Origin of the sequence: Thiohalocapsa sp. ML1, from assembly GCF_001469165.1 — a bacterium.
Taxonomy (GTDB): Bacteria; Pseudomonadota; Gammaproteobacteria; order Chromatiales; family Chromatiaceae; genus Thiohalocapsa.
Genome location: NZ_JABX01000007.1, coordinates 121,835 through 139,389 on the forward strand (window position 1 = coordinate 121,835; position 17,555 = coordinate 139,389).

A 17,555-nucleotide genomic window follows, 5' to 3' on the forward strand; every position below is an offset into this window, starting at 1 on the left:
CGGAGACCGATCGATGCGCTTCAGCGAAGCCTGGCTGCGCGAATGGGTGGACCCGCCGCTCGACACCCAAGCCCTTACCGATCAACTCAGCCTGTCCGGGCTCGAGGTGGACGCCGTAGAGCCGGCCGCGCCCGCGTTCAGCGGCGTCGTCGTCGGCCACGTGCAGAGCGTCGCGCCACACCCGGACGCCGAGAAGCTCCGCGTCTGCCAGGTGGACTTGGGCGATGGTGAGCCCATCGGCATCGTCTGCGGCGCCGCCAACGTCGCGGCCGGCCAGCGCGTGCCGGTGGCGACCGTCGGTGCCAGATTGCCCGGCGACTTCAAGATCAAGCGCGCGAAGCTCCGCGGCGTCGAGTCCAACGGCATGATCTGCTCGGCCTCCGAGCTCGGCCTTGCCGAGAGCTCGGCCGGCATTCTGGTGCTGCCGGCGGACGCCCCGGTGGGCGAGGACTTCCGTGCCTTCCTCGCGCTCGACGACCACTGCATCGAGCTCGACCTGACGCCGGACCGGGCCGATTGCCTGAGCGTTGCCGGCGTCGCCCGCGACGTCGGCGTGCTGAACCGCGTCGCGGTGCGCGAGCCGCGCATCGAGCCCGTTCCCGCGGGCAGCGACGACCGCGTCGACGTCACGCTCGCCGCCCCGGCCGCCTGCCCGCGCTACCTCTGCCGCGTGCTGCGCGGCATCGACCCGCGGGCGCCGACGCCGCTCTGGATGCAGGAGCGCCTGCGCCGCAGTGGGCTTCGGCCCATCAGCGTTGCCGTGGACGTCACCAACTACGTGCTGCTGGAGCTGGGCCAGCCGATGCACGCCTTCGATCTCGCCAAGCTCGATGGCGGCATCGAGGTGCGCATGGCCCGCGACGGCGAGGAACTGGCCCTGTTGAACGGCGACACCGCTCGGCTGCGCGCCGACAGCCTGGTCATTGCCGATGCAAAGCGCGCCGTGGCGCTGGCCGGCATCATGGGCGGGGCCGACAGCGCCGTCGGCGACGCCACCCGCGATCTGCTGCTGGAAAGCGCCTTCTTCGCACCCGCCGCCATCAGCGGCAAGGCCCGTAGCTACGGGCTGCACACCGACTCCTCGCATCGCTTCGAGCGCGGCGTGGACCCGACCCGCTGCGTGCTCGCCATGGAGCGCGCGACCGCGCTGCTGCAAGGCATCGCCGGGGGCACGGCCGGTCCGGTGGTGGCCGCGGTGTCCGAGCCGGACCTGCCGCTGCCGCCGACGCTGCACCTGCGCCGCGCCCGCATCGCGCAGGTGCTCGGGCTCGCGTTCGACGACGCCGCCGTCACGGATATCCTGAGCCGGCTCGGCATGACGCTTACCGCCGTCGGGGACGGCTGGCAGGTAACGCCGCCACCGGCGCGCTTCGACGTGCAGTTGGAGGTCGACGTCATCGCCGAGCTCGGCCGCGTGCACGGCTACGACCGCATCCCGGTGACGCATGCGCGCTCCGCCGCGGCGACCCGCGCCCCGTTGGAAATGGCCTACGATCCGCAGCGCTCGCGCCGGCTCTTGCTCGACCGCGGCTACTACGAGGCCGTCACCTACAGCTTCGTGAGCCCGGAGCTGCAGCGCCTCGTGGACCCGGACGCCGCGCCGCTGGCGCTGGCGAACCCGCTGTCCGCGGAGCTCTCGGTGATGCGCACGAGCCTCTGGACCGGACTGCTCCAAGCGCTGCGCCAGAATCTGGCGCGGCAGCAGACGCGGGTGCGGCTGTTCGAGTCCGGGCTGCGCTTCCGTCAGGCTGGTGCCGAGCTCATGCAGGAGCCCATGCTCGCCGGCGCGATCGTCGGCCCGGTGCTGCCGGAGCAATGGGGTGCCGTGGGCGCCGATGCCGACCTGTTCGACCTGAAGGCCGATGTCGAGGCGCTGCTCGCGGCCGCCGGCTGTGCCGGCGAGGTGGCCTGGACCGCCGCGGCGCACCCGGCGCTGCATCCGGGGCAGAGCGCGCGCATCGAGCGCGCGGGCAAGCCGGTCGGCTGGCTCGGCAGCATCCACCCGTCACTGGCCGCAGCACTGGACCTCCCGGTGAGCGTGCAGTTGTTCGAGCTCGACACCTCCGCCTTGAGCGGGGCACCGCGACCGGCGTTCGCACCGCTGTCAAAGTTTCCATCCATCCGCCGAGACCTCGCCATCGTCGTCGATCGCACGGTGACTTTCGCCCGCATTGAGGACAGCGTCCGGTCTGCTGCCGGCGATCTGCTGCGGGAACTGGTCCTATTCGACATCTATGTCGGCGAGAAAGTAGATTCCAGTCGAAAAAGCATTGCCTTGGGATTGATTTTACAGGCGACTTCTCAGACACTTACCGACGATGAGGTGGCGGCGGTCACGGCGCGCGTGCTGGATGCCCTGCGCGCCGATGTGAACGCGCAGTTGCGCACCTGAGCCCAACCGCTTTGCGGCTTCGCGCCACGTTCCCCGAGTTTGAGCGCACCGGACTTGCAACGAGACAGTTATGGCATTGACGAAGGCAGACATGGCCGAGCACCTGTACGAAGAGCTCGGGCTCAACAAGCGCGAGGCGAAAGAGGTCGTCGAGTCCTTCTTTGAGGAGATTCGCACTGCCTTGGAGAACGGCGAGCAGGTGAAGCTGTCCGGCTTCGGCAACTTCGATCTGCGCCAAAAGAAGCAGCGCCCCGGACGCAATCCCAAGACGGGTGAGGAGATCCCCATCACGGCCCGCCGCGTGGTGACCTTCCGCCCAGGTCAAAAGCTGAAGTCGCGGGTCGAAGCTTATGCCGGACTCGACCGATAGCGTCGACGATCTGCCGCCGATTCCCGGCAAACGCTATTTCACCATTGGTGAGGTCAGCGAGCTCTGTGACGTGAAGCCGCATGTGCTGCGTTACTGGGAACAGGAGTTTCCGCAGCTAAAACCCGTGAAGCGCCGCGGTAACCGCCGCTACTATCAGCGCCACGACGTGGTCACCGTCCGCCAGATCCGCTCGCTGCTGTACGAACAGGGCTTTACCATCGGCGGTGCGCGCCAGCAGCTCTCCGGCGAGACCGCCAAGCACGACAGCTCCCAAAGCCACCAGATCATCCGTCAGATGCGCCTGGAGCTGGAGGACCTGCTGCATGACCTGAAGCGCCGCTCGCACTGAGACGCGCGTTGATGTGCCGGCGCGACCCTCGTATACTGGCCGGCTTCCGGGCGTAGCGCAGTCTGGTAGCGCACCACAATGGGGTTGTGGGGGTCGCAGGTTCGAATCCTGCCGCCCGGACCAAGCAAACAAGAACGCGGCATGGCGTGCGCCATCGCCGCGTTTTTTTGTGCCCTCGGCGCACGCACCTGTGTCGGACGCCTGCACGTCGCGGGGAATCAGAGCCCAGTGCCGGGGTCCATGAGGCATGTCCGAGAGCGTTGCGCATTCGCAAGACCCGTCAGCCACGGCCAGCGGCGCGCTGATCCGCGTCCGGGGGCTGGTGCAGGGCGTGGGCTTTCGGCCCAACGTGTGGCGGCTGGCGCAAGCGCTCGGGCTCGCCGGCAGTGTGCGCAACGACGGCGACGGCGTGCTGATCCGGGCTTGGGGAGAGCCCGAAGCCCTCGCCGAGCTGTGCCGGCAGGTCTGCGACGATGCACCGCCGCTCGCGCGCATTGACGCGCTGGAACGCTCCGATTGGGATGGGGCAGGGCGGAGCGACGACTTCGTCATCGAGCACAGCGCCACCACGTCCGTGCACACGGGTGTCGTGCCGGACGCTGCCACCTGCCAGGCGTGCCTGCGGGAGATCCAAGACCCCGGCGATCGCCGCCATCGCTACCCGTTCACGAACTGCACCCATTGCGGGCCCAGGCTCAGCATCGTCCGCGCGATCCCGTATGATCGGGCGAACACCAGCATGAGCGTGTTTCCGATGTGCCCGGACTGCGAGCGCGAGTACCGCGATCCGTCCGACCGGCGCTTCCACGCTCAACCGAATGCCTGCCCCGTCTGCGGACCGCGGGTGTGGCTCGAGCGGGCGGATGGCACGCCGCTCGATCCGGCCCGGGAGGGCGCGGTGGACCCCATCGCGGCGGCGAGCCGGCTCCTGGCCGCCGGTCGCATCGTCGCGCTCAAGGGCATCGGCGGTTTTCATCTCGCCTGCGATGCGACCGACGCCGACGCCGTCGCGGAGCTCCGGCGGCGCAAGGGCCGCTATGCGAAGCCGCTCGCGCTGATGGCACGGGATCTCGATGTCATCGCTCGCTTCGCCGAGCTTGATGATGCATCGACGGCGCTGCTGCGCGCACCCGCGGCACCCATCGTCCTGCTGCCGATGCGCCCCGGGGCCGGTTTGGCGCCCGCGGTCGCGCCGGGCCAGACCACCATCGGCTGCATGTTGCCTTACAGCCCGCTGCATCATCTGCTGCTGGCCGACTGGGACCGCCCGCTCGTCATGACCAGCGGCAACCGCAGCGAGGAGCCCCAGTGCATCGACAACGCCGATGCCCGCGCGCGCCTGGCCGGCATCGCTGATGCACTGCTGCTGCACGACCGCGACATCATCAACCGCGTCGATGACTCGGTGACACGCGTCATGGACGGCGCGCCCCGGCTGCTGCGCCGAGCACGCGGCTTTGCGCCGGCGCCGTTGACCCTGCCCGCGGCCTTCGCGCCATTGCCGCCGGTGTTGGCGATGGGCGGCGAGCTCAAGAACAGCATCTGCCTGTTGAAGGACGGACAGGCGGTGCTGTCGCAGCACTTGGGCGATCTGCACGACGCCGCCACGGCGCGCGAGTTCGAGCACACCATCGGGCTCTACCGCACGCTGTACCAACACCTGCCCGCCGCGGTCGCCGTTGATGCCCATCCTGGCTACCACGCCAGCCGGGTAGGCCGGCAGCTCGCCGCGGAGTGGGGCATTCCGGTCGTTGCGCTCCAGCATCATCGCGCGCACATCGCCGCCGTGCTGGCGGACAATGCCAGGGCGCCTGGCGCGCCGCCGGTGCTCGGCATCGCGCTCGACGGTTCCGGCTACGGCGACGACGGCAGCGTCTGGGGCGGGGAATGGTTCGTCGGCGGCTACACGGACCTGCGTCGCGTCGCGCGGCTCAGGCAGGTGCCGCTGCTCGGCGGCAGCAAGGCGATCTTGGAGCCTTGGCGAGTGTTGTTCGCGCACCTCGACGCCGCCTTGGGTTGGGACGCCTTTCGGCGGGACTTCGGAGACCTGCCCATGGCGCGCGCGCTTGCCGCTCGCCCGGTGGAGCTGCTCCGCCGCATGGCGGCGGGCGGCATCAACGCACCGCTCACATCGTCCTGCGGACGACTCTTCGACGCGGTGGCCGCGGCGCTCGGCATCTGTGCGGACCGGATCGCCTACGAGGGCCAGGCGGCCATCGAGCTGGAGACCCGCTGCGGGCCCCTGGTCGGCGTGGCGGGTTATCCGTTCGCGGTGGTCGACGACGGCGCCATGGCCGTGTTGGACCCAGCACCCATGTGGCGGGCCCTGTGCGACGACCTTGCCGGCGGTGCACAAGCCGGCTTGGTCGCGATGCGCTTCCATGCCGGCCTCGCCGAGGCAGTGACGGGGCTGTCGGCGGACCTTGCGGCGGCGCATGACATCGGCACCGTCGCCCTGTCCGGCGGCGTGTTCCAGAACCGAACGCTGTTCGAGGCGCTCTCGACCCGGCTGCGTGAAGTCGGGCTCAGCGTGTTGAGCCACGGCCGCGTGCCGAGCAACGACGGCGGGCTGGCGCTCGGGCAGGCGGTGGCCGGCGGGCTTTGCCTGTCGGAGAGCCCATGGCACGGCTGATATACTGACCAAAACTCGCGATCCGTACGGCAGCAGACATGGCCCTGGCGCAGGAAGACATCCAGTTCATCAAGGCGCATCTTGGCGATTGGCTCGCGGAGCAATCCCTCGGCAAGCCGCCGGCCGTGTACGAGATTGAGCTGCGCGAGCGCATGGTGCGCGTCGAGGAAGCGCTGAAGCACCAGCTCGAGCTGATGCGCGAAGGCTTTGCGCGCATGGACCAGCGCTTCGAAGCGTCCGAGCTGCGCCACAAGGAGCTGCGCGAAGATATGCTGGCGCGGTTCGAGCAGATGGACAAGCGGTTCGAGCAAATGGATAAGCGCTTCGAGCAACTGCGCGAGGACATGCTGGCTCGGTTCGAGCAAGTGGACAAGCGCTTCGAGCAACTGCGCGAGGACATGCTGGCTCGGTTCGAGCAAGTGGACAAGCGCTTCGAGCAAGTCGACAAGCGCTTCGAGCAAGTCGACAAGCGCTTCGAGCAAGTCGACAAGCGCTTCGAGCAAGTCGACAAGCGCTTCGAGCAAGTCGACAAGCGCTTCGAAAGCGTCCAGCAGGACATTCGCGAGATGCAGCGGCGCATGGACCGCTTTCTCGTTTGGTCATTCAGCACGACGGTGGCGGTGGGCGGCCTCGTGGTCACGCTCGTCAAGCTTTGGAATCCTTAGGCGATTGCCGGAAAAAAAACCTACCGAATGGCGCAGGATTTTCGTCTGCCTTCAAGGAGCGGCAGCGGGTACATCGTTGAACTATGCACCCGCTGCCGCGACGCAGAAGGCGGGCGAAAAGACAAGCCAGGCGGTATGTTTTTTGACAGAAATCGCCTTACCATGAAACTCGCGCGCAGCGCGCTCCTTAATCTCCCTCTCCCTCTGGGAGAGGGCCGGGGTGAGGGAAACGGCCATGGCGAGCAGCGCCTTCCATCCTCCGGGGTGGCGCTGGTCGCCATGGTCGTTAGCCGTCAGCGGCCGGCTGGTCGCGTCTTTCGACCGCCGTCGTTCTCAGCCCCGCCAGTGCTCCGGCCGCGGCCGATAACGGTCCGGGATCAGCACGGTGGGGCTGCGCTGGGACTCGTCCCGCTGCGGGAAGTCCAGCGTGTAGTGCAGGCCGCGGCTCTCGCGCCGGCGCTGGGCGGACTGCACGATCAGGTCCGCGACTTCCACCAGGTTGCGCAGCTCCAGCAGGTCCGTCTCGACGCGGAAGTTGCTGTAGTTCTCGATGATTTCCTGGCGCAGCAGGTCGATGCGCCGTTTCGCGCGCGTGAGCCGCTTGTTCGTGCGCACGATGCCGACGTAGTCCCACATGAAGCGCCGAAGCTCCTCCCAGTTGTGGGAGATCACGACCTCCTCGTCCGGCTCGGTGACGCGGCTCGCGTCCCAGGGCGGCGCCGCGGGCGGCTCCGGCCAGCCGTCGGCCAGCAACTCGATGTCCCGCGCCGCGATCTCGCCGAAGACGAGGCATTCCAAGAGCGAGTTGCTCGCCATGCGGTTCGCGCCATGCAGGCCCGTGTAGGCGGCCTCGCCGATCACGTAGAGCCCCGGGCGGTCGGCGCGGGCGCGGGCATCGGTGAGGATGCCGCCGCAGGTGTAGTGGGCGGCCGGCACCACCGGGATGGGCTCGGTGGTCATGTCGATGCCGAGCGTGAGGCAGTAGGCATGGATGGTGGGGAAATGCTCGCGAATGAATTCGGGCTCGCGGTGCGAGATGTCGAGTAGCACGTATTTGCTGCCGATGCGCTTCATCTCGTGGTCGATGGCGCGGGCGACGATGTCGCGCGGCGCGAGCTCGGCGCGCTGGTCGAAGCGCGGCATGAAGCGATCACCATTCGGCAGGACCAAGCGTGCGCCTTCGCCCCGCAAGGCCTCGGTGATCAGGAACGACTTGGCCTTAGGATGGTAAAGGCAGGTCGGATGGAACTGGATGAACTCCATGTTTGCGGTGCGGCAGCCCGCGCGCCAAGCCATAGCGATGCCGTCGCCGGTGGCCACGTCCGGGTTGCTGGTATAAAGATAGGCCTTGCTTGCGCCGCCGGTGGCGATGACGACGAAGCGCGCGAGAAAGGTCTCCACCTCGCCGGTGAGGCTGTTCAGGCTGTAGGCGCCGATGCAGCGGTCCTCATTGGCGCCGATGCGTCGGGCGTCGATCAGGTCCACGGCCGTGTGGTGCTCGAACAGATCCACGTTGGCGCGTGCCCGCACCTGGCTTTCGAGCGTGTCCTCCACGGCGCGGCCGGTGGCGTCGGCCGCGTGCACGACGCGCCGGTGCGAATGGCCGCCCTCTCGGGTCAGGTGGTAGCCCTCGGCGTCGCGGTACTGCACGTCGCGCGTAAACTGGACCCCCTCGCCGAGCAGCCAGCGAATATTCTCCGGACCATGCTCGACCACGAGCCGCACGATCGCCTCATCGCAGAGTCCGGCGCCCGCGTTCAGCGTGTCGCGGACATGGGACTCGATCGAGTCCGCCGCGTCGAGCACAGCGGAGATGCCGCCCTGGGCATACAGCGTGTTCCCCTCGCGCAGCTCGCGCTTCGACAGCACGGCGATGCGGAGCCCCGGGCTGAGCCGCAGCGCGAGGCTGAGACCGGCGGCACCGCTGCCGATGATGAGCACGTCGTGGCGATGGGGGTTGTTCATGGGTGGCATGGCCTGCGCAGGATGTTGTTCGTTCGCACCGCGAACGAGCCGACGGTGGATGTCGCGGGCGGGTATCGGGCACCGACTTTGCGGCGGTGAGCCGACAACGCCTAGTTTGCCGAAACGTGCTACCCGGCGGCGATCGAGTCAAGCATTACGTGGGCTGCGGCGAGGACTCCTTGGCGGCGCCGAATGCGCGCCGAAACGTCTGGGGGAAGCGCCAAGGGCCAAGGGCCAAGGGCCAAGGGCCAAGGGGGAAGGGCCGAGGGCCGAGGGCCAAGGGAGCGCTCCTCCGCCCTTGGCCCTGAGGCTCCGCCCCACGATCGCGCAAATCTGTGCAAAGTATGAACAACCCGTCCGTGTCTCTGTTCATTTCCGTGGTTCGCTGGACGAGACCGTTTTGATGCTGGGGTTTGACCGCATGTTCTCCTGCAACGACGCGAGCACCCCGCCGCAGCCCCGGCCGCATGCGGGCGAACCGGGGCCTTGCGCGGCGTCAGCTCGAGAGGGTGACGCAAGAACTTAACACCGCTGGTGAGTGTCAATGGCAACGTGCAACAGGCGCGGCCGGTCGTTCGATGGAGCACCGGCCGGAGGCGCCCATGAGTGAGCGGGAGACCGACCAGGCCTTGGTCGAACGTGCGCAAGGCGGTGACAACCGTGCGTTCGATCTACTGGTGCTCAAGTATCAGCAGCGGATCGCCGCGCTGATCGGCCGCTACCTGCGCGACAACAGCGAGGTGATGGACGTGACCCAGGATGCCTTCCTCAAAGCGTATCGCGCGCTGCCGGGCTTTCGTGGCGAGAGCGCGTTCTACACCTGGATCTACCGCATCGCGATCAACACGGTGAAGAACCATCTGGTGGCGCAGGGTCGTCGGCCGCCGGGCGACGACGTGGAGGCGGAAGTTGCGGAGCAGATGGACATGGGCGGTCGGCTGCGCGATCAGGCGACGCCTGAACGGGAGCTGCTGACCGATGAGATCGCCAACAACGTGCAGGCGGCGCTCGACGGTCTGCCGGAGGACTTGCGGACCGCCATCGTCCTGCGCGAGCTGGAAGGCATGAGCTACGAGGAGATCGCCACCGCCATGTCGTGTCCCATTGGCACCGTGCGCTCGCGTATCTTTCGCGCGCGGGAGGCCATCGACAAGCGGCTTCGGCCGCTGCTGATGTCATGATTCGTCGCGACCGCGGCACGGCCGCCGGCGGGCAGTCCGGGCCGCAATCGGCGTCGCCGGGCCGAAGCGCGTCGCCGCGGCGACGCTTACCAGTCACACAATCTGCGGGGGTGAATACCGCATGAGCACGGATCTGGAAAAACAACGCATCTGCTGCCTCATGGACGGCGAGGCGGGGCGTTTCGAGGCCGCGGCGGCCATTAACGATCTGCTCGGGTCACCCGAGCTGGTCGGGAGCTGGGAACGCTGGCACCTCATCCGCCGCGCGTTGCGCCGCGAGCCGAACGACCTCGCCGCACGCAACATTGCCGGGCGGGTGCGTGCGCAGCTCACCGCGACCAGCGGGCCTACTGAACCTGCGCCGCTGCCGCGCATCCCCCACGGCTCGCGCTGGCTCAGCGCACCCGTCGGCGGTGCCCTTGCCGCGGGGATGGCGCTGCTCGGGCTGGCCGTCGTGCTCACGCGCCCGGTGCCAGGAGCGCTCGACGGCGACGTCCAACTGGCCGCAACCACCGAGCGCTGGCAGCAGCAGGACCCCGCCGTGCGCAACCGGCTCGACCGGCTGCTGTTCAACCACCATGAGCAAATGGCGGGGCCCGCACGCAGCGGGGTCGGACTCTACGTCGCCGTCATCGGTTACGAGCGTCTACCTTGAGCTTGTCTGCACCTGCGACCCAGGGCGCGGTGTCGAACCCCGCGGCTCCGAAGCTTCACCGCGTGTGCGACCGTTGCATGAGCCCGCTGCGGCTCACGGCGCTGTTGTTCGGGCTGCTCGGCAGCGCGGCCGCGGCGTTCGCCGACGAGGGCGCCGCGGCGATCCTCCATCGCATGAACCGGTCCGCCGAGCACGTGGCCTTTGAGGGCACCCTGGTCTACCTGCACGGGCACGACCTGGCGGCACTGCGGGTCAGCCATCGCGTCGGCGCCGGCGGCAGCGGTGAGAGCCTCTTCTCCCTGACCGGACCGGTGCGGGCACTGGCCCGGCACGCCGGGGGCGTCACCTGCATGCTGCCGGATTCGGCGCCGCTGACCGTCCGGCGGCCCGCCGCCGCTGGCGGTCTGTTGGGCGGACTCGTGCTCGACTTTTCGGCCCTGTCCAGTCACTACGGCGTAGCACGGCATGGCGTGTTCCGCATCGCGGGGCGCGAGACGGATGTGGTCAGCGTCATGGCGAAGGACGTCTATCGCTACGGCTACCGGTTCTACGTCGATCAGGCGAGCGGCCTGCCGCTCAAGGTCGATCTGCTCGCACACGACCGCGTGCCGATCCAACAGATCATGTTCACGGACATCGACATCGATCCCGCCGCGGCGCCGCCGTCTGGCGGCGAGCCGCCGGCGCGGCCGACGCCGGCGCCCGGCGATGATGCCGATTGGGAGCCGCGTCGGCTGCCCAGCGGCTTCGCTGTCATTTCTCGGGCAAACTTCGAGCGTGACGATGGTGCTACGGTGCGCCAGTTGGTGGTCAGTGACGGCCTTGCATCCTTCTCGATCTACGCCGAGCCGCCCGCGACAGGTGTGCTGCGGGGCGAGTCCCAGCTCGGCGCCGTCAGCGCCGCCGGTGGCCGCATCGGCGAGCACCACGTGACTGTGGTCGGCGAGGTGCCGCTCGCCACGGTGCGGTTCGTGCTCGACGGCATGGCTGCCGCGCTCGATTGAACCTAGAAAGCGCGGTTGGTCAGGGTGCGCCGAGGGCCGAGGGCCAAGGGCCGAGGGCCGAGGAGGGCTCCCTTGGCCCTCGGCCCTTTGACCTGCAAGCGCCGTGTCGTCGTGAAACTTGCCTCAGGGACGATTGCCGATGCTGGGCAGCGCGCCTATGCTGTGCGGCGCTGCGTGCATCGCAGCGCCTAGCGTGGGTGGAGCTGTGATCGAAGAGCAGGGCAGGGTGCTGCGAGTCGCGGACGGCGTCGCCATCATCGAGGCGGTGCGCCGGAGCGCCTGCGGCAGTTGCGGCGCTGCCGGGAGCTGCGGAACGTCGCTGCTTGACCGGTTTCTCGGGCGGCGTCCGCTGCATCTGGAAGTCGACAACACCCTCGGCGTTGAGGTCGGCGACGCGGTGGTGGTGGGCGTCCCCGAAGATGCCTTGCTGCGCGCTGCCGCCGCCGCCTACCTGGGGCCACTCGTGGGTCTCATCGGTGGGGCCATCGCCGGTCGGCATTGGCCGCTCCCCGCAAGTACCGACGGCGAGCTTGCGAGCATCCTCGGCGGTCTGCTCGGACTCGTCATCGCGCTACGCCTGGTGGCCGCCTACAGCCGCCGCCTGACTGCAAACCGGCGCTTTCGCCCGGTGCTGCTGCGCAGAGACCGCCCGCTGCCTATCCCGGTCACTTTCAGTTGACAGCACGCCCGGCGCTGGCCGGGCGGCGACATCGTAACGGCAGAGCGCAGCCCGGGCCGGTGCTCTGCTATCTTTGCGCTTTCGCGTCGGCGCCGCGCTGCCGTTGCTATCGATCTCCCGACCGGTTTCATCGCCTAGATGCTCACCCCCATCCGCCCGCTGTCCTTCCTGCTGCTGCTGATGGCCTGCGCAATCCCCGCGGGCGCCGCGAGGGAGGCCGTCGTCCCAGCTTTGCCCGGGAACGCCGCGACACGCTTTGGTTTGCCGGATTTCACCGGCCTGGTCGAGCTTTACGGGCCGGCGGTGGTGAACATCAGCACCAAACAGAACCTGCTCTACGGGCCGCAGGACTTTGATGCCGAAGATGGGTTCGGCGAGGATGGCCCGCTGTATGACTTCTTCCGCCGCTTCTTCGGGGAGGAGGGTCCACTGCCGGACGAAGGCGAGAACGGGCGCTCCCTGGGCTCGGGCTTTATTCTGTCGCCGGACGGCTACGTGCTGACCAACTCGCACGTCGTCGAGGCGGCGGACGAGATCGTTGTGCGCACTAGCGACCGGCGCGAGTTCATCGCCAAGGTCGTCGGCGCCGACGAGCGCAGCGATATGGCCTTGCTCAAGGTAGACGGGGAGGGCCTGCCGGCGGTGCAGATCGGCTCTGCCGCGGACCTCAAGGTGGGCGAGTGGGTGCTCGCCATCGGCTCGCCCTTCGGCTTCGAGCATTCCGCCACCGCCGGCATCGTCAGCGCCAAGGGGCGGAGCCTGCCCACCGAAGACTATGTGCCCTTCATCCAGACCGATGTCGCCATCAACCCCGGCAACTCGGGCGGGCCGCTGTTTAACCTCGACGGCGAGGTGGTGGGCGTCAACTCCCAGATCTACAGCCGCACCGGCGGCTTTATGGGCCTGTCGTTCGCCGTACCCATTGATGTGGCGATGGACGTGGTGGCGCAGCTCAAGGAGAAGGGGCGGGTCAGCCGCGGCTGGCTCGGCGTCCTGATTCAAGACGTGACGCGCGAGCTCGCCGAGACCTTCGACCTAGGGCATCCCCGCGGTGCGCTGGTGGCGCAGGTGCTGCCGCAGAGCCCGGCCGCGAAGGCCGGGCTGCGTGCGGGGGACATCGTGCTCGCCTTCAACGGCAAGGAGGTCACGACCTCGGGCAACCTGCCGCCGCTGGTCGGCGCCGCCAAGGTCGGCACCGAGGCCGTCCTGACCGTGCTGCGCGGCGGTAAAACCATGGAGCTGCCGGTTATGTTGTCCGAGCTCCCCGAGGAAGAGGCCATCGTCGTCACCACCAGCCAGGTGGAGCAGGCCGCAGCGGACCGCTTGGGCCTCGTCGTCGAGGACCTGAGCGCAGACGAGCAGGAGCGGCTCGGCCTGCCCGGCGGTGCGGTGATCGTCGCGAGCGTGGAGGATGGCCCCGCACAGCGCGGCGGCATTCGCGCCGGCGATGTCATCGTCACCTTCGATAACGAGCCGGTGCCGGACACCAAGCGCTTCCGGCAACTGCTCGACGCGGTGCAGGCGGGCGAGTCCGTGGCCGTGCTGGTGCAGCGCGGCGACGGGCGCATGTTCTATCCCATACGCATTCCGGCGGAGTGACCGGCGCGTCGCCGCCGCGCCGGCGCTCCGCCGCCGCGGCCCCGTCACCTTCGCTGAACAAGGACTCAAGACCCCGCCATGTCGGACCTCAAGCACATCCGCAACTTCTCCATCATCGCGCACATCGACCACGGCAAGTCCACCATCGCCGACCGCTTCATCCAGCACTGCGGCAGCCTGAGCGCCCGTGAGATGTCCGCGCAGGTGCTGGACTCCATGGACCTCGAGCGCGAGCGCGGCATCACCATCAAGGCGCAGAGCGTCACGCTCGACTATCGGTCCCAGGACGGCGAGACCTACGAGCTCAACTTCATCGATACGCCGGGACACGTGGACTTTTCTTATGAGGTGTCGCGCTCGCTGGCGGCCTGCGAGGGCGCGCTGCTGGTGGTCGATGCGGCCCAGGGCGTGGAGGCGCAGAGCGTCGCCAACTGCTATACGGCCATCGACTTAGGGCTTGAGGTGCTGCCGGTCTTGAACAAGATCGATCTGCCGTCGGCGGAGCCGGAGCGGGTCATTCGCGAGATCGAGGAGATCATCGGCCTCGACGCCGACGATGCACTGCGGGTCAGCGCCAAGACCGGCGTCGGCATCCCGGACCTGCTGGAGATGCTGGTCAAGCGCATCCCGCCGCCGAGCGGTGATCCCGACGCCCCGCTGCAGGCACTCATCGTCGATTCCTGGTTCGACTCCTACGTCGGCGTCGTGTCCCTGGTGCGGGTCGTCAACGGCTCGCTGAACCGGCGCGACAAGATCAAGGTCATGTCCTCGGGTCGCGTCTACCAGGCGGACAGCGTCGGCGTCTTCACGCCGAAGAAGACCGAGCGCCCGCTGCTCGACACCGGCGAGGTCGGCTTTCTGATCGCGGGCATCAAAGAGATCGACGGCGCGCCGGTGGGGGACACCATCACCACCGCGGACCGGCCGGCGCAGGCGCGGCTGCCGGGCTTCCGGCAGATCCAGCCGCGGGTGTTCGCGGGGCTTTACCCCGTCTCCACCGACGACTATGAAGATCTTCGCGACGCGCTGGGGAAGCTCCGGCTGAATGATTCGTCGCTGTTCTACGAGCCCGAGACCTCGCAGGCCCTAGGCTTCGGCTTCCGCTGCGGCTTCCTCGGCATGCTGCACATGGAGATCCTGCAAGAGCGCCTGGAGCGCGAATACGACTTAGACCTCATCACCACCGCGCCCACGGTCATCTACGAGGTGTTGAAGACCGACGGCGAGACCATCAACGTGGACAATCCCGCCAACCTGCCGGATCTCGGCAGCATCCGCGAGATCCGCGAGCCCATCATCGAGGCGCACATTCTGGTGCCGCAGGACCTGCTCGGCGGCGTCATCAATCTCTGCATCGAAAAGCGTGGCGTGCAAAAGCAGCTCCAGTACCTGGGCGGGCAGGTGCAGGCGGCCTACGAGCTGCCGCTGAACGAGGTGGTGCTGGACTTCTTCGACCGGCTCAAGTCCGTGAGCCGCGGCTACGCGTCCTTCGAGTACGAGCTCAAGCGCTTCGACCCGGCCGACCTGGTCAAGCTCGATATTCTCATCAACGGCGAGCGGGTCGATGCGCTGTCGCTCATCGTGCACCGCAGCAACTCGCAGTCGCGCGGACGCGACCTCACCGAGCGCATGAAGGAGCTGATCCCGCGACAGATGTACGAGGTCGCGATCCAGGCCGCCATCGGCAACAAGATCATCGCCCGGACCACGGTGAAGGCGCTGCGCAAGAACGTCACGGCCAAGTGCTACGGCGGCGACGCGACCCGCAAGCGCAAGCTCCTGGAGAAGCAGAAGGCGGGCAAGAAGCGCATGAAGCAGGTGGGGCGCGTCGAGATACCGCAGGAGGCATTCCTTGCCGTGCTGCAAACCTCCAAGGATAATTAGCCGTTTACATCGGCTGCCCCGCGCCGGTCGGTCGCCGCGCGCACCATGGCGGCCGCGGCCCTCCCGACCCATCCTTCCCCCGCGCGCCGGCCGCGAGCAGCGCTCGGCCCACCTGGCCCGCGCGATCTACACGGATACGCACCCGTTCAGAGCATGAATTTCGATTTTCCGACCTTCCTCGTCGCCGCCACGGCGCTCACCGGCGGCATCTGGCTGCTGGATGCGCTGGTGCTTGCGCCACGCCGCCGCCGGCTCGCCGAACAATCCGCCACCGGGGCCGACGCTGCCGGTGTCGGCGCCGGTGCCGGGGCCTCCGCCACCCGCGCCAGCCGCGAGCCCGTCATCGTCGAATACGCGCGCTCGTTCTTCCCGGTCATCCTGGCGGTGCTGCTGCTGCGCTCCTTCATCGTCGAGCCATTCCGCATCCCGTCCGGCTCCATGATGCCGACCTTGCTGGTGGGTGACTTCATCCTAGTCAACAAGTTCGCCTATGGGCTGCGCTGGCCCGTGCTGAACAGCAAGTTCCTGCCGCTGGGCGAGCCTGCGCGCGGCGACGTGGTGGTGTTTCGGTTCCCGCGGGATGAGGCCGTCGACTACATCAAGCGCGTCGTCGGCGTGCCCGGCGACCAGATCTATTACCGCAACAAGACACTGTACGTAAACGGTGAGCCCATGGCGCAGCTACCGCTGCCGCCGTACATCGGCGAGGGCGCCGGGAGTGGCCACTCGGGGGCCTATCGGGCGCTGGAGCAAGTCGACGGCGTCGAGCACGAGATCCTGATCAACCCCGGTGCCCGCGACCTGCCGCCGGGCTGCATGGTGCTCGCCAACGGCCCCGTCACCGTGCCGGAGGGCGCCTACTTCGTCGTCGGCGATAATCGCGACAACAGCAACGACAGCCGTTGCTGGGGCTTCGTGCCCGAGGGCAACCTGGTGGGCAAGGCCTTCGCGATCTGGATGCACTGGGACGGACAGCGCGGCTTTCCCATCGCCTTCGACCGCCTGGGCGACGTGATCCACTGAGCACCAGCGCCTGAGCACCGGCCACCGAGACCCAACGACCATGACCAGCCACGCCGCTTCGAACCGCCAGCCCCCGTCGCGTCGCCGGCCGAGTGCACGCGCCCAGCGCGGCATGGGCTTCGGCGGGGTCATGATCATCATCGTGCTGGTGGTCTTCTTCGCCAACCTCGCCATCGCCATGTTCCCCGCGTACGCGACCTTCTGGCAGGTGCGCGGCATCATGGACCGGCTGCAGGAGAAGCCCGACGTCATCGCCCAGGGGCCGCGCGGCATCATGTCGAGCCTGAGCTCGCAGCTCGGCATCAACAGCATCCGCGATGTGGGCACGCAGCAGTTCAAGCTCGAGCGCGACCCCGACGGCATCAACCTGATCGCCGACTACGAAGTGCGCAAGCACCTGTTTTTCAATGTCGACGTGGTGATGGCCTTCGACCACAAGGTGCTGTTGAAGAAGCCATGAACGCGGACCCTCGCCGGCTCACGGCGGCCCTGCTCGGCGCCGACGACGCACTGCGGGCCGACCTGCTTGCGCTCGCGCTGACCCACCGCAGCGCCGGCCGCGAGAACAACGAGCGGCTGGAGTTCCTCGGCGATGCGGCCCTCGGCCTCGTCATGGCAGAGGCGCTGTGGACGCGCTTTCCGGAGGCCGACGAGGGCGAGCTGAGCCGCCGGCGGGCCGCACTCGTGAACCAGGACAGCCTTGCCGCGGTGGCCCGTGAGCTCAAGCTCGGCGAGTATCTGCACTTGGGTCCCGGCGAGCTTCGCACCGGCGGCCACGCGCGCGACTCCATCCTCGCCGATGCGCTGGAGGCCATCATTGGCGCGGTGTATGCCGACCGCGGCTTCGCGGTCGTGCGCGCCATGCTGCTGCGGCTGTTCGATGGCCGGCTCACGCAGGTCGCAGCCCGCGAGGCCATCAAGGACCCGAAAACCCGGCTCCAGGAATGGCTCCAGGCGCGGCGCCGGCCGGTGCCGGAGTACAGTGTCGTCGAGGTCTCGGGCGCGGCCCACGACCAATCTTTCCACGTCCGCTGCCGACTGCCGGACGACGGCGCCGAGGCCAGCGGCCAGGGCAGCAGCCGCCGCCGGGCCGAGCAGGAAGCCGCGTCCGCGATGCTGCTCAAGCTCGACAGCGCCACCGCCACGTGAGGGCACCC

At 68.4% G+C, this 17,555-nt stretch carries 15 protein-coding genes and 1 tRNA gene; 15 read left to right on the plus strand and 1 reads right to left on the minus strand.

Annotated elements, in window-relative coordinates; all coding sequences use genetic code 11:
• Positions 1–13 precede the first annotated feature (13 nt).
• The 6 genes from pheT (at position 14) to ML01_RS06490 (ending at position 6,408) form a co-directional block, all read left to right on the plus strand.
• The gene (gene pheT, locus ML01_RS06465) at positions 14–2,392 is read left to right on the plus strand and encodes a phenylalanine--tRNA ligase subunit beta (RefSeq protein ID WP_058554575.1); all 2,379 of its coding nucleotides are present in this window, start codon (positions 14–16) and stop codon (positions 2,390–2,392) included.
• A gap of 70 nt (positions 2,393–2,462) precedes the next feature.
• On the plus strand, positions 2,463–2,762 hold the full coding sequence (gene ihfA, locus ML01_RS06470) for an integration host factor subunit alpha (protein ID WP_058554576.1): 300 nt from the start codon (positions 2,463–2,465) through the stop codon (positions 2,760–2,762).
• The gene (locus ML01_RS06475) at positions 2,743–3,111 is read left to right on the plus strand and encodes a MerR family transcriptional regulator (RefSeq protein ID WP_058554577.1); all 369 of its coding nucleotides are present in this window, start codon (positions 2,743–2,745) and stop codon (positions 3,109–3,111) included. Before ihfA ends, ML01_RS06475 begins: the two co-directional genes overlap by 20 nt.
• 46 nt (positions 3,112–3,157) lie before the next feature.
• Positions 3,158–3,234: transfer RNA gene (locus tag ML01_RS06480), tRNA-Pro, on the plus strand.
• Between the two features lie 124 nt (positions 3,235–3,358).
• Positions 3,359–5,743 carry a carbamoyltransferase HypF gene (hypF, locus tag ML01_RS06485; RefSeq protein WP_058554578.1) on the plus strand — a complete coding sequence of 795 codons (2,385 nt, stop codon included), beginning with the start codon at positions 3,359–3,361 and terminating at the stop codon, positions 5,741–5,743.
• Between the two features lie 38 nt (positions 5,744–5,781).
• Positions 5,782–6,408, plus strand: coding sequence for a hypothetical protein (locus tag ML01_RS06490; protein ID WP_058554579.1), 627 nt, complete (start codon positions 5,782–5,784; stop codon positions 6,406–6,408).
• A 333-nt stretch (positions 6,409–6,741) separates the two neighbouring features.
• Here ML01_RS06490 and nadB read toward each other — a convergent pair whose 3' ends face one another.
• A complete protein-coding gene (gene nadB, locus ML01_RS06495; protein ID WP_058554580.1) occupies positions 6,742–8,373 on the minus strand; it encodes an L-aspartate oxidase in 1,632 nt (543 codons plus the stop codon).
• A 602-nt stretch (positions 8,374–8,975) separates the two neighbouring features.
• Between nadB and rpoE the strand changes: the two genes are divergently transcribed.
• The 9 genes from rpoE to rnc all read left to right on the plus strand — a co-directional run bounded on the left by rpoE (position 8,976) and on the right by rnc (position 17,547).
• Entirely contained in the window at positions 8,976–9,554 is a 579-nt protein-coding gene (gene rpoE, locus ML01_RS06500) for an RNA polymerase sigma factor RpoE (protein ID WP_058554616.1), read from the plus strand.
• Positions 9,555–9,675: 121 nt separating this feature from the next.
• Positions 9,676–10,209 carry a sigma-E factor negative regulatory protein gene (locus ML01_RS06505; RefSeq protein WP_058554581.1) on the plus strand — a complete coding sequence of 178 codons (534 nt, stop codon included), beginning with the start codon at positions 9,676–9,678 and terminating at the stop codon, positions 10,207–10,209.
• A 77-nt stretch (positions 10,210–10,286) separates the two neighbouring features.
• Positions 10,287–11,213: a MucB/RseB C-terminal domain-containing protein gene (locus ML01_RS06510; RefSeq protein WP_058554582.1), complete on the plus strand. Its 927-nt coding sequence runs from the start codon at positions 10,287–10,289 to the stop codon at positions 11,211–11,213.
• A 205-nt stretch (positions 11,214–11,418) separates the two neighbouring features.
• Positions 11,419–11,892 carry a SoxR reducing system RseC family protein gene (locus tag ML01_RS06515; protein WP_058554583.1) on the plus strand — a complete coding sequence of 158 codons (474 nt, stop codon included), beginning with the start codon at positions 11,419–11,421 and terminating at the stop codon, positions 11,890–11,892.
• 180 nt (positions 11,893–12,072) lie between these two features.
• Positions 12,073–13,491 (plus strand): DegQ family serine endoprotease, encoded by a 1,419-nt coding sequence (locus ML01_RS06520; RefSeq protein WP_058554617.1) that lies wholly within the window; start codon positions 12,073–12,075, stop codon positions 13,489–13,491.
• 78 nt (positions 13,492–13,569) lie between these two features.
• Complete coding sequence (lepA, locus tag ML01_RS06525; protein ID WP_058554584.1) at positions 13,570–15,375, plus strand: translation elongation factor 4; 1,806 nt, start codon at positions 13,570–13,572, stop codon at positions 15,373–15,375.
• Positions 15,376–15,528: 153 nt separating this feature from the next.
• Positions 15,529–16,398, plus strand: a complete 870-nt coding sequence (gene lepB / locus ML01_RS06530; protein ID WP_058554585.1) for a signal peptidase I — start codon at positions 15,529–15,531, stop codon at positions 16,396–16,398.
• A 40-nt stretch (positions 16,399–16,438) separates the two neighbouring features.
• The gene (locus ML01_RS06535; protein ID WP_156427583.1) at positions 16,439–16,858 is read left to right on the plus strand and encodes a DUF4845 domain-containing protein; all 420 of its coding nucleotides are present in this window, start codon (positions 16,439–16,441) and stop codon (positions 16,856–16,858) included.
• Positions 16,855–17,547, plus strand: coding sequence for a ribonuclease III (gene rnc / locus ML01_RS06540; RefSeq protein WP_058554587.1), 693 nt, complete (start codon positions 16,855–16,857; stop codon positions 17,545–17,547). The genes ML01_RS06535 and rnc overlap by 4 nt, the downstream gene beginning before the upstream one ends.
• Positions 17,548–17,555 lie beyond the last annotated feature (8 nt).

Coding starts and splice junctions, on each gene's coding strand:
- rnc (WP_058554587.1), top strand. CDS start 16,855: ATGAACGCGGACCCTCGCCGGCTCACGGCGGCCCTGCTCGGCGCCGAC.
- hypF (WP_058554578.1), top strand. CDS start 3,359: ATGTCCGAGAGCGTTGCGCATTCGCAAGACCCGTCAGCCACGGCCAGC.
- ihfA (WP_058554576.1), top strand. CDS start 2,463: ATGGCATTGACGAAGGCAGACATGGCCGAGCACCTGTACGAAGAGCTC.
- ML01_RS06490 (WP_058554579.1), top strand. CDS start 5,782: ATGGCCCTGGCGCAGGAAGACATCCAGTTCATCAAGGCGCATCTTGGC.
- ML01_RS06535 (WP_156427583.1), top strand. CDS start 16,439: ATGACCAGCCACGCCGCTTCGAACCGCCAGCCCCCGTCGCGTCGCCGG.
- ML01_RS06520 (WP_058554617.1), top strand. CDS start 12,073: ATGGCCTGCGCAATCCCCGCGGGCGCCGCGAGGGAGGCCGTCGTCCCA.
- pheT (WP_058554575.1), top strand. CDS start 14: ATGCGCTTCAGCGAAGCCTGGCTGCGCGAATGGGTGGACCCGCCGCTC.
- ML01_RS06510 (WP_058554582.1), top strand. CDS start 10,287: ATGAGCCCGCTGCGGCTCACGGCGCTGTTGTTCGGGCTGCTCGGCAGC.
- ML01_RS06475 (WP_058554577.1), top strand. CDS start 2,743: ATGCCGGACTCGACCGATAGCGTCGACGATCTGCCGCCGATTCCCGGC.
- lepA (WP_058554584.1), top strand. CDS start 13,570: ATGTCGGACCTCAAGCACATCCGCAACTTCTCCATCATCGCGCACATC.
- rpoE (WP_058554616.1), top strand. CDS start 8,976: ATGAGTGAGCGGGAGACCGACCAGGCCTTGGTCGAACGTGCGCAAGGC.
- lepB (WP_058554585.1), top strand. CDS start 15,529: ATGAATTTCGATTTTCCGACCTTCCTCGTCGCCGCCACGGCGCTCACC.
- ML01_RS06505 (WP_058554581.1), top strand. CDS start 9,676: ATGAGCACGGATCTGGAAAAACAACGCATCTGCTGCCTCATGGACGGC.
- nadB (WP_058554580.1), bottom strand. CDS start 8,373: ATGAACAACCCCCATCGCCACGACGTGCTCATCATCGGCAGCGGTGCC.